This is a genomic window from Micromonospora sp. NPDC003776, from assembly GCF_053605645.1.
Genome location: NZ_JBSGJR010000199.1, coordinates 1 through 10734, shown reverse-complemented (window position 1 = coordinate 10734; position 10734 = coordinate 1). Strand labels below are relative to the sequence as shown.

Sequence of the window (10734 nt, the reverse complement as noted above, 5' to 3'; positions counted from 1 at the left end):
GTGCGGCGGCCGCCCCGGCCCAGGCCGCCCCGCCGGTCGCCGCCGCCGGTGCCCGGCGCTCCGGCGCGGTCAGCTTCCGCTGGTGGGGTACGTCCGGCTGGCGGATCGACATCGGCGAGCGCACGGTGCTGGTCGACCCGTACCTGAGCCGCTACGACACCGGGCTGTTCCGGGGCAGGTTCGACCCGGACACCCCGCTGACCGTGGACACCCGGGTCATCGACCCGCTGGTCGACCGGGCCGAGAACATCCTGGTCACGCACACCCACTGGGACCACTTCAACGACGTGCCGCACATCGCCGGCCGCACCGGCGCCCGGGTCTTCGGCACCCTCACCGCCTACCACCTGGGGCTGGCGTACGGGCTGCCGGCCGGCCAGCTCGCCCCGGTCAAGGGCGGCGAGGTGCTCGACTTCGGCGACTACACGGTCGAGGTGGTCAGCTCCCTGCACAGCCGCAACGCCGCCTGGTCGCTGGCCTTCCCCGGGGTGCGGGTCAGCCCGCCGCCGAAGCCGGAGAAGGTCTCCGACCTGCCCGAGGGGGACACCCTGGCGTACCAGATCCGGGTGGCCGGCGGCCCGTCGGTGTTCTTCATGGGGGCGAGCGACCTCAACGAGCGCAACCTCGCCGGGCTGGCCCCCGACGTGGCGATGGTGGCCTCCGCCGCGACCACCTCGACCGCCGACTACGTGCCCCGGCTGATGGCCGCGCTCGACCACCCCAAGGTCGTCGTGCCGGTGCACTGGGACAACTTCGAGACCCCGCTGACCAACCCGCCGGCCGTGGCGGAGAGCGATCGCAAGCGCCTCGACGACCTGATCGCCGCCGTGCGCCGGGTGTCGCCGCGCACGCGGGTGCTGCTGCCGGAGTACCACACCGCGTACCACTTCTGACCAGGCCGCGGAGGGGCCGGGCCGACGGGGGTCGGCCCCTCCGGTCAGCCGGCGGCCAGGTCGCGCAGCGCCAGCACCGACTTCCAGTTCCGTGTCGTGGCCACCAGGCCCAGCTTCTTCTCCAGGTACGCGTTGGTGAACTTCGACCGCCCGTAGCCACCGTCGGGGAAGTGCAGGTGGATCTCCCGCCCGACGACCTCGTACTCGACGTTCTCGCCGGCCGGCACGGTCAGCTCCTTGACCTTCGCCGCGGTGGGCCTGGCCGACAGGAAGGCCACCAGCGTCCGGGTGGGGTCGTCCTGCTTCGCCGCGTACGGGCTGGCGTCGGCGACCGCGGCCAGCTCGGCGTCGCTGCGCACCAGCACCGGCACCCGCAGCCCCAGTTCGTCGGCGAGCCGGCGCTCGATGCCCTGGCCCAGGATGTCGTCCTTCGTCGGCGGGCTGGTGAAGACCACGTTGCCGCTCTGCAGGTAGGTCTTGACGTCCTCGTGGCCGAGGTCGGCCACGATCCGCCGCAGGTCGGCCATCGCCAGCCGGGTGGAGCCGACGTTGACGCCCCGCAGCAGGGCGGCGTAGCGGGCCATGCCGATCCTCCTCGCCTCCGGGTGGTGCACCGCCAGCCTAGGACCGCGGACCGTGCCGTGCTGGCCCGCGTGGCCGCGGGATGGCCGGGCGCGCCGGATGACGGCGTCCTGCGTGCTGGCGGTCGGGTGCGCCGGAGAGAGTGCCGGCACGACCCGCCGCCGGTGGACGGGGCGGCCGACGCCGGCTGGCTGCTCGGCCACTTCAAGCCACCGGGGGCTTTGGAGCTGATATCAGCAACGACTCAGGCGGCCAGGGGTCCGGTTCTGGCTCGTCGCGGCGGGCGGCGGGTCCGGCCTGGTCGCGTCAGCGGCTGGGACCCGGGCCGGATGGTCGGCCGGTGGAAGCTGCTGTCGCCGCGGCCCGGCCTGAGCCAGGTTCTGAGTCGTTCACGACATCAGCTCCACAGGAGTCCAGACCCCCCACCGACCCGCACGGAGGCCCGTTCGCTGGCCCGGGCCCTGCTCCCGGACGCCGCGAGAGCTGCAGCCGTCAGGGTCAACGCCGGCGGATCGCGGTCGAGTCGAGCCGGAAGCCGATGGTGCGGTCCACGATCCGTTCGACCAGCTCCGACTTGCGCAGGCCCGCGACCCCGCGCAGCCCCGCCCGGGCGGCCAACGCACGCAGCTCCCGGGCCGTCCACGACGACAGGTACGCCGTACCCTCGTCGCGCCGGCCCATGCCGACGAGCGCGGCGTGCGCCCGCTCGACGTCCGCGCCGAACGGCGCCGGCGCGGCAACGGGCGTGCCGGGCGGGACGTCGCCGGCCGGGGCGGGCGGGACGCCGTCGGGTGACGTCGCGGCCCGGGCCGGCGCGGGAGCGCCGTGCGACGAGCTACCGGCGGGCAGGACGGCGAGCCGGGCGCGTCCCTCGGCCAGGGCGGTCAGGTCGGCGGCGGAGAGGCCGGCCAGGAACTCTGCCACCCGGGCCAGCACGGCCCGCGTCGGGTCGGTCATGCGTCCGCCCCGGCGGCGGCCACGGCTGCGGTGACGGGTGCGGGGGAGCTGGGCGCCGGGTCCGGCTGAAGAGCGGCCAGGAACTCGGTGGTGATCTGGCGCAGCTCCTCGCGGACGGCCGGCGCGGTGACCCGGTCCCGCAGCACCACCGGCACCCCGCGCGGGGTGTTCGTGGCGAAGAGCGTGACGTTCTCCCGCAGCGCGGTCGGGAACACCGGCACGCCCAGCGCGCGGACCTGGTCCAGGAAGCCCTGGTGGGCGGCGACCGGGCGCTGCGCCATCAGCTGGACCATGGTGAACACCACGCCCGCGATGCCCGGGGCCACCTTGTGGTGGCGGCGGATCTTCGCGAACCGGCGGGAGTCCGCGTTGTACCGGTCGACCAGCTCCCGGACGTTCGCGTGCAGATAGTCGATGCCCAGAGTGGACAGGTAGTCGGCCCGGGCGGGGATCAGCAGGTGGTCGCTCGCGATGATCGCCGACTGGGTCACCACGTTGAAGTTCGGCGGACAGTCGATCAGCACCAGGTCGTACGGGTCCAGCGCCGGGTCGTGCAGCCCCTGGTCCAGCGACCCGCGCACCCGGAACAGCTCAGCGTCGTACTCGTCGCCGTCGGCGACGCCCCGGGCCAGCGCCAGGTCGATGTCGACCAGCTGCAGGTGCGACGCGATCAGGTCCAGCCGACCCGCGCCCTTGAGCTGGGCGTTCGCCGGGCCGGGGGTAACCACCAACTCGCCGAGGGTCACCTTCGGAGTGTCCCCGCGCAGGCCGTCGTACCAGCGTTTCACCGTGCGCTCGTCGCGCAGCCGGTCGCGCCAGTCGTCCGGCTCGTAGAAGCTGAACGTCAGACTGGCCTGCGGATCGAGGTCGATCAGCAGCACCTTCATGCCCCGGTTGGCCAACTCGGCCCCGAGGTTGGCGGTCATCGTGGTCTTACCGACCCCGCCCTTGTAGTTGATCACAGATACGACGTACACCCGAACCTCCCCGCCGGAACGGTAGCGTTCCTGTCCATGCGCGTGAACCCGCGGTACGCCACCGGCCTGCTCCTCGCCGTCGCCGCGGTCGTCTGGTGGGCGGTCGGCATGGCGGTGCTGCAACCACTGACCGAGCCGGCCGGGCCGTGGTCCGAGGTACTCCCCGGCAACAACACCTACTGGGCCCGGGAGGTACGCCTCACCGCGCTGGTCGGCGTCGCCCTGGGGCTGCTCCTGGCCTTCGGCGGCGGCCGCGTCGCCACGGGCACGGGCGGCGCGCTCGCCGCCGGCTGGATCCTCGTCGACCTGGCGGTCGACCGGGCCGACCTCGAGGGCTGGCGGTACGTGCCGCCGCTCGCCGCCGCCGGGTGCCTGGTGCTGGCTGGGGCGGTGCTCCTGCTGCACCGCCTCCGCGCGGCCCCGGCGGACGGGCCGCCCGCCCGCCGTACGCTGCTGGTCGCCGCCACCGTCGCGGCGGTCCTGGCGGCCGTCGGCGCCGCGGTGGAGTCGCCCACCGACCGCGAGCCGCAACTGGTCTGGGCCGGCCTCGGCGGTGGCCTGCTGAGGTTCGCGCTGGCGCTCGGCTGCGCGCTGGCCGCCGCCCCGCCCTTGGTCGGATCCCGCACCGGGCTGGCGGCCGCGCTGGCGCTGGCGCTGGCCGGCGCGGCCACCGTCGTCGGCATCCGGCTGGCCCCGCCCGACGACGCGGTCGTCTTCCTGTGGGCGGGTGGTGTCCTCCTGGTCACCGGGGTGGCCGCCCTGGCCGGCGCCCGACCGGCGGGACGTCCGGCGGCACCCTGGTACGCGGGCGTTGCCGTGGTGTCCGCTGTCGGTCTGCCGATCGTCCTGTTCGTCGCGGACCTGTTCCAGATGTGGTTCCCGATCGGCCCGATGCTGACCCGGCTGGGCGGCAACATCGCGATCAGCGACGCCGACACCGACACCTCGGTCACCCTCGCCGGGTTGGTCTCGGGGCTCGTGCTCGGGCTGCTGCTGGCCCGGGTCGCCGAGCCGGCCCGCGCGGCGAATCCCGTCGCGCCCCGGCCCTGACCTCAGGGCTTCTTGTAGACCGGCAGGCCGAGGCTCTTGCGTACCCGGTTGGCCTCGGCGCCGCCGTCGTGCGCCGCGGCGGCGCGGATCTCCCGCATCAACGCCTGGGCGTCGCTCGCCTCGGCGGCCAACTGCCAGTGCCGCAGCGCCACGTCGTTCTCCTTGAGCAGCGCCGCGACCGGCGCCTGCACCTTCGCCGGCCAGGCGGTGGCGCGCAACTGCTCCGCGTGGGCGGCGTTGGTGGTGGCGACCGTACGGGCCAGCCCCCGGACGGTCCGCCAGGGCTTGCCGGCCCGCAACGCCTCCTGCAACTCCTCCAGCGCGGTGTTGTAGGGCGCCACGATCGACAGGTACCGCCCCTTCGCCTCCTTCAGCGTGAGCGGGGCGGAGGCGGTCGGGGAGGGCGTCTCCCAGGCCGGGAACTCGGTCGTCGGGTGCTGGCCGCCGCAGCCGGCGAGCAGCAGGACCAGAACCAGGGCGGCGGGCCAGCGACGCACGGTACTTCCCATCTCCGAGGGGGCGGATCACCGGCGAGTTTAGGGCTGACCCGGCGACCCTGCCGCCCACCGGCTGCTCGTGCACGACGCGGGACTGGCCTGAGCCGACGAGGGCCGAAGCGAATACGCTCATCCCTGATAGTTCCATTTCTGGTTGTATCAGCGATGAGTGCAAAGATCCCGAGCTCGACACGCGCCGTTCGATGCCCACGACCTCGGGCGACTCCTGCGACACCGCTCCCAGCTGCCCGGGGCGGACGAGGTGGCGCCGCGCGTCGCCGTCTCGCGCAGTGGAGGATCGCTCGAAGGCCTCACCGTTCTGACACCGGAGGACCTGCTGGCCGCCTGGCGGGATTGAACTGCTGCCCGCGCCGGGCCGTACCAGTGGTCGAGGATGTGGTGCGGCGGGTCGGCCGCACCGCTGCCGAGCTGCGGGAGGCCTGCCGTGCGAGTTGGTGAGCAGTCGACGGATCCCATCGATCAGATCCTGGGTGAGGTGCCGGTGCCGGCGCCGCTGACCCCGGAGGATGTCCGGCTCGCGGTCCGGGCGGTGGTGGTGCACGCCGCCGAGGAGTGGCCCGCCGGACCGAAGTGCCGCAACGACGGCGCCGCGTACCCCTGCCGGTTGCACCGGTGGGGACGGCGGGTGCTGGAGGCCCACGGCCTCAACGAGCGTCAGATCGACGCGCTGGTGCGGCACGGCAACCCGTTCGTGCACGTGCCCTTCCCGTTCGTGCTGAGCGGCCCGGCGGCCCGTCCGCCGGTGCCGGCCACCCAGACCCCGCGCGGCCCGGCCGGCCGGGTGGCCGTACCCGGCGTGCGGCCCGCTCTCCGGCCCGGCGGTGCCGGTCGGCCCGTGGCGCCCCCCGCCACCCGGCCGCGCTGGCCCCGGGCGAGCTGACGAGCGGTCCGGGGGCACGCCCGGACCGCGTCACGCCCGGGGTTACGGGACGGCGGCCCGGCACGGGGACCCCCCACCCCCGCGTCGGGCCGCCGTCCAACGGCGTCCTGGCTCAGCTGACTCCGCAGTTGGGCGCGGACCAGCTGGTCGTGTTGCTGCTCTTGTCGCTGTTGTTCTCGCGGCGCGAGTCCACGTGGACGTGGGTGTTGTGGTTCGGGTAGCCGGGGCCGTAGATGCCGCTGAAGCCGTGGTTGCGGGCGTTGCGCGCCACGGTGCAGAGCGACGAGGTCTTGGAGATCAGGTCGGCCGCGTTGCCGTAGAGGTGCTGGCTGTCCGACGCGCCGCCGACCTGCTTGTTGCAGGCGATGCTGCGGAAGCCGCTGGTCACGTAGAGCGGCTTGTCGCCGAGGCTGCGCCGCAGCGCCTCCAGCTTCCACATGGTGCGGACCGCGTTCTCCCGGGTGGCGCTGGCGGAGAGCGGCCCCCCGCTCCAGCCGCCCTTGCCGCAGCCGTTGTCGAGCTCGGTGTAGCTGAAGTGCTTCGGGGTGCAGTCGCTGTCCTGCAGGTCGTAGATCTTGGCGAAGGTCTGCGGTCCGGCGATACCGTCGGCCCGCAGCCCGTACGCGGCCTGGAATCTCCGGACCGCGGCGGCGGTCTCCGGGCCGTAGCGGCCGTCGATCCGGACGATGTCCCGGTAGGCGGCCCAGCCCGCGACCCGGATCTGCAACTGCCGGACGTCGTCGCCGGAGCGCCCCTGAGAGAGGGTGCGCTGCCAGGTGTAGCAGCTGTCGGCGTGGGCCGCCGGTGCGGCGACCACCGTGGCGATCGCGGCCCCGGGCAGTGCCAGCGCGAAGGCGACGGCTGCCCGCTTGAGGGTGTTGACGCGCACGAAGATCCTCCCGATTAGAGATCGAATGAGGTGTGACCAGGGCATCGACCGGGACGTCCTGTGCCATCCACCTTCGCAGCGTTGAAGACGATTCGTGGGCAATAACGAGAATCGTCCTCATAATTGCTTGCTCCTTGGCGTCAGCTGTGAATCGCCGGGAATTTCGAATCGCCCATTCCGGCTCAGCCGGCGGCTGCATTACCGCAACCGCGCAGTCGTGACAGAACTGTTCGTTCGGCGGCACCGAGGGTGATATCGGGAGGCCCGCTGCGCCCGGTAACGTCTCCGCCGGGGCCGTGCACGGTTCCGCGGGGCGGGGAGGTGAGCGTTGGCGCGTGGGGGCATCTTCTGCGTCGAGGGTCAGTGGCACCGGGACCTCAATGAGCGCGGCTCGGTCCTGCCCACGCTGGAACTGCTGGAACGGCTGGGCAAGATCCGGTTCATCCACAAGGACGCCGCCACCCGCGACGAGCTCTTCTACTTCCTCGACCGCTGGCTGCTCAAGCAGTACGCGGACTACCGGGTCGGCTTCTTCGCCATGCACGGCGAGCCGAGCCGGCTCTGCCTCACCGACTGGGATTCGGTCGAGTTGGCCGACGTCGCGGAACGGATGGCCGGCCGGTGCGAGGGACGCCGGCTCTACTTCGGCAGCTGCTCGGTGCTGCGCGCCTCCGACGCCGCGCTACGGGACTTCCTCGAGCGGACCGGCGCCGCGCTGATCTGCGGCTTCACCCGGGACGTCGACTGGGTCGAGTCCGCCGCGTTCGAGACCGTCCTGCTGGACGTGCTGGCCAACGGCCAGCGGCACAACGCCGCCGAGCTGCGGATGGGCTCCGCGCACTGGGCGCCCCTGGCGTCGTACCTGGGCTTCCGGGTGATCTACGCGAACGGCCGGGCCTGGCGGCCGGCGGTGCGGCCCCGGGTGCCGGCGCAGCCCACGCCGTCCCGGGTCGCCCACCGCCCCCGCTGACCGAACGGCCGCCCGGGCGGCCTGGTAGAACCGAGACATGGCACGCACCATCGCGACCAACACCCGGGTCGACCGGGACGCCCTGACCGAATTCCTCCGACCCCGGCACAAGGTCCTGCTGATGACCACCCGCGCCGACGGCCGGCCGCAGTCCTCGCCGGTCTCCTGCGGCGTCGACGCCGAGGGCCGGCTGGTGATCTCCACCTACCCGGAGCGGGCCAAGGTGGCCAACATCCGGCGCGACCCCCGGATCTCCGCCTGCGTGCTCTCCGACGACTGGAACGGCCCGTGGGTGCAGGTGGACGGCACCGCCGAGGTGCTCGACCTGCCCGAGGCGTTGGAGCCGCTGGTGGAGTACTTCCGCAGCATCTCCGGCGAGCACCCGGACTGGGACGAGTACCGCGAGGCCATGGTGAAGCAGGGCAAGTCGCTGATCCGGGTCACCATCGAGAGCTGGGGCCCGATCGCCACCGGCGGCTTCCCCGCCCGGCTGGCCGACTAGGTTCTGCCCGCTGACCCGCGCCCGGTGGCGGGTCAGCGCCCGCCCGTCAACCGACGGATGAGCCGTACGCTGCGCTCGCGCCGGCCCCAGGCGATCACGACGACCGGGATCAGGTACGCCAGCGGCGTGATCACGGTGGCCGGGTCGAACAACAGCAACTGGGTGATCGACGCGCCGACCAGCAGCGCGGTGAGACCGAGCGCCGCCAGGCCACAGAGGGCCGGAAGCAGCAGGCCGATCGCGCCGGCCAGCTCGACGGTCGCGATGAAGTAGATGAACCAGGAGCCCAGGCCGATGCGGTCGAACGCCTCGACGGCCGCCGGGTAGGCGGTGAACTTCGTGTAGGCCGCCATCAGGAAGGCGGCGGCCATAACGACCTGGAGGGCCCAGAGCGCGACGGTGGCTCGGCGACCGGTGATGTTCGTCGGGGTGGCGGTGGTGATCGACATCGGCGTGTCCTTCCGTTGTTCCGCGATGTGCTGTCACCCCTGAGTCGAAGCCACGATGCCGTCATCGACATGTCCCGGGAAAATTTCTCTGCCCGGCGTCGTCGCTCGTCATGCTCAGTAGGCGGCGGTGAAGCGCGCGTTGCGGAACCGCGGATTCTCGATCTCGTCGACGATCGCCACCGCCAGGTCCTCGTAGGTGAGCACCGAGCGGCCCTGCGCGTCGGTCACCGGGTGGTCGGTGCCGGTGCGGTAGTGGCCGGTGCGCTCGCCCGGGTGGAACTCCAGCGGCGGGGGCGAGACGTACGTCCAGGTCACCCCGTCGGCGGAGGAACGGTAGACGGCCAGGGCGTCGGCCTGGCCCTCGGCCGAGTCCCGGTACTCCTCGGGGAAGTCCGGCTCGTTCAGGTAGGGGGTGCCCTTCGGGGTGAGCAGCGTCGCCCCGCCGCCGACATGGATCACCCGGGGCGGATCGGGCAGCTCCCGCAGCGTGTCCACCAGCGTGCGGGCAGCGTCGCGCCACAGCTCCCGCTCGCCACCGCCGATCGCCACCACGAACACGTCGGCGTCCTCGGCCAGCTCCCGGACGCTGCGCCCGGAGGTGGCGTCGCCGGTCACCGTGCGTACCCCGGCCGGCAGGTAGCTGGTCGCCTCCGGGCGGCGTACCGCCGCGGTGACCCGGTGCCCCCGCTCCACCGCCTCGGCCGAGATCCGTGACCCGGCGGTGCCGCCGGCACCGAACACGACGATGTTGGCCATGCCCCCAGGCTAGGGATTCCGCCGCCCGGCCGGTGCCGTTACGCGGATCACGGCCACCCGGCGAAAACTGGTCGGCGGCGGTTGCGGACATCGACTACCGTCCCGTGGGCATGATCGTCGATCCGACGATCCGGTTTCCACGGGGGAACACATGACCGCTCGAATCCACCGCCTCCTCGCCTGGATGGCCCCGGCCACGCTCGCGCTGACCGCGCTCGCCCCGGCCCTGCCGGCCCAGGCGGCAAAGCCGCAGCCCACGCCGACCGTCACCGCGGGACCGGTCGACAAGGACCTCAACGGCGACGGCGTCCCCGACCTGGTCGCCGTCGGCGGCCCGGGCACCGGGCTCCCCTCCGGCGTCTGGTCCGCGATCGGGGTGAAGTCCCGCAAGACCGGCGCCGGCACCGGCCAGGTGCAGACCGCGACCAACATCGGCCTGCGCGGCAACGGCTTCGGCGGCACCTCGTCGCCGACCGAGTTCGACGGCGCCCAGGTCACCACTGGCCGCTTCGCCGGCGAGGCTCAGCAGGACTTCCTCGCCTACTACCCGAGCGGGTCCTACGCCGGCAACGGCAGCCTCATCAAGGGCGCTGGCGACGGCACGATGCTCGACCCCGTCAGCGGCAACCAGTTCAACGTCGGCTCGGACTATCTGATCGACGCCAACGGCAACATCCCACTGCGGTTGGCGAACGCGTTCCAGGCCGATGGCGTCGACAACGGCATCCCGGACCTGCTCGGCGTCTCGGGTGACGCCACCAACGGCTACCGGCTCGGCTACCACCCCAGCTTCGGGGCGCCCGGTCTCTACTACGGGGTCACCACGCTGACCAACCCCACCCCCACCGGCGGGAGTGAATGGCAGAACTGGAGCATCGCCAGCACCGAGACCGGCTCCGGCGTCGCGGTCTTCCTGCGTAACGCCGGCACCGGCGACCTCTACCTCTGGAGCGGGGTCACCATGGTCGACAACGGCGACGGCACCGGCTCGCTGAGCTTCACCCAGTACCAGGTGGCGGCGAACTGGAACACCGGCGTCGCGATCGGCACCCTGGAGGCCGCCGACATCAACGCCGACGGCACCCCCGACCTGTGGGCCGTGTTCACCGACGGCACCTACCGGGCGTACCTCGTCTCCGGGCTGTCCACCAGCGGCCCGGCGACGGTGACCGCGACCCGCGCGCAGCGGCTGGCCTGACCGGACGCGGGCGCGCCGCCACCCCGGCGGCGCGCCCGCCCCCCCCCGTCAGTCGACCACCCCGGGGGAGACGAGCTGGCGCACCAGCGAGCGCCGCCGGGGGGGGGGCGACG

General features: G+C 73.0%; 13 protein-coding genes. 6 read left to right on the top strand and 7 right to left on the bottom strand.

Going from position 1 to position 10734, the window contains the following annotated elements:
* Window positions 1-893: MBL fold metallo-hydrolase (locus tag ACWEVO_RS17770; RefSeq protein ID WP_452308625.1), on the top strand; the 893-nt coding region annotated here is incomplete at its 5' end.
* A gap of 44 nt (window positions 894-937) precedes the next feature.
* Here ACWEVO_RS17770 and ACWEVO_RS17765 read toward each other — a convergent pair.
* The 3 genes from ACWEVO_RS17765 to ACWEVO_RS17755 form a co-directional block, all read right to left on the bottom strand.
* On the bottom strand, window positions 938-1477 hold the full coding sequence (locus ACWEVO_RS17765) for a DUF1697 domain-containing protein (RefSeq protein ID WP_452308624.1): 540 nt from the start codon (window positions 1475-1477) through the stop codon (window positions 938-940).
* Between the two features lie 496 nt (window positions 1478-1973).
* The gene (locus ACWEVO_RS17760) at window positions 1974-2432 is read right to left on the bottom strand and encodes a Rho termination factor N-terminal domain-containing protein (protein WP_452308623.1); all 459 of its coding nucleotides are present in this window, start codon (window positions 2430-2432) and stop codon (window positions 1974-1976) included.
* A complete protein-coding gene (locus tag ACWEVO_RS17755; RefSeq protein ID WP_452308622.1) occupies window positions 2429-3409 on the bottom strand; it encodes a ParA family protein in 981 nt (326 codons plus the stop codon). Before ACWEVO_RS17755 ends, ACWEVO_RS17760 begins: the two co-directional genes overlap by 4 nt.
* A gap of 36 nt (window positions 3410-3445) precedes the next feature.
* Between ACWEVO_RS17755 and ACWEVO_RS17750 the strand changes: the two genes are divergently transcribed.
* Window positions 3446-4459 (top strand): hypothetical protein, encoded by a 1014-nt coding sequence (locus tag ACWEVO_RS17750; protein ID WP_452308621.1) that lies wholly within the window; start codon window positions 3446-3448, stop codon window positions 4457-4459.
* Window positions 4460-4461: 2 nt separating this feature from the next.
* Here the strand turns inward: ACWEVO_RS17750 and ACWEVO_RS17745 are convergent, their stop codons facing one another.
* Window positions 4462-4956: a hypothetical protein gene (locus ACWEVO_RS17745; protein WP_452308620.1), complete on the bottom strand. Its 495-nt coding sequence runs from the start codon at window positions 4954-4956 to the stop codon at window positions 4462-4464.
* 445 nt (window positions 4957-5401) lie between these two features.
* Between ACWEVO_RS17745 and ACWEVO_RS17740 the strand changes: the two genes are divergently transcribed.
* Complete coding sequence (locus ACWEVO_RS17740; RefSeq protein ID WP_452308619.1) at window positions 5402-5857, top strand: hypothetical protein; 456 nt, start codon at window positions 5402-5404, stop codon at window positions 5855-5857.
* Window positions 5858-5969: 112 nt separating this feature from the next.
* On the opposite strand, the gene ACWEVO_RS17735 is transcribed toward ACWEVO_RS17740, so the two are convergent.
* Window positions 5970-6746 (bottom strand): D-Ala-D-Ala carboxypeptidase family metallohydrolase, encoded by a 777-nt coding sequence (locus ACWEVO_RS17735; protein WP_452308618.1) that lies wholly within the window; start codon window positions 6744-6746, stop codon window positions 5970-5972.
* Between the two features lie 328 nt (window positions 6747-7074).
* Here ACWEVO_RS17735 and ACWEVO_RS17730 point away from each other — a divergent pair, with 328 nt between their 5' ends.
* Window positions 7075-7716, top strand: coding sequence for a DUF6642 family protein (locus ACWEVO_RS17730; protein ID WP_452308617.1), 642 nt, complete (start codon window positions 7075-7077; stop codon window positions 7714-7716).
* Window positions 7717-7753: 37 nt separating this feature from the next.
* On the top strand, window positions 7754-8218 hold the full coding sequence (locus ACWEVO_RS17725) for a PPOX class F420-dependent oxidoreductase (RefSeq protein ID WP_452308616.1): 465 nt from the start codon (window positions 7754-7756) through the stop codon (window positions 8216-8218).
* 32 nt (window positions 8219-8250) lie between these two features.
* Here the strand turns inward: ACWEVO_RS17725 and ACWEVO_RS17720 are convergent, their stop codons facing one another.
* Window positions 8251-8667 carry a DoxX family protein gene (locus tag ACWEVO_RS17720; RefSeq protein WP_452308615.1) on the bottom strand — a complete coding sequence of 139 codons (417 nt, stop codon included), beginning with the start codon at window positions 8665-8667 and terminating at the stop codon, window positions 8251-8253.
* Between the two features lie 114 nt (window positions 8668-8781).
* Entirely contained in the window at window positions 8782-9423 is a 642-nt protein-coding gene (locus ACWEVO_RS17715) for an NAD(P)-dependent oxidoreductase (RefSeq protein WP_452308614.1), read from the bottom strand.
* Between the two features lie 151 nt (window positions 9424-9574).
* Here ACWEVO_RS17715 and ACWEVO_RS17710 point away from each other — a divergent pair, with 151 nt between their 5' ends.
* Complete coding sequence (locus ACWEVO_RS17710) at window positions 9575-10621, top strand: hypothetical protein (RefSeq protein WP_452308613.1); 1047 nt, start codon at window positions 9575-9577, stop codon at window positions 10619-10621.
* Window positions 10622-10734: the final 113 nt, after the last annotated feature.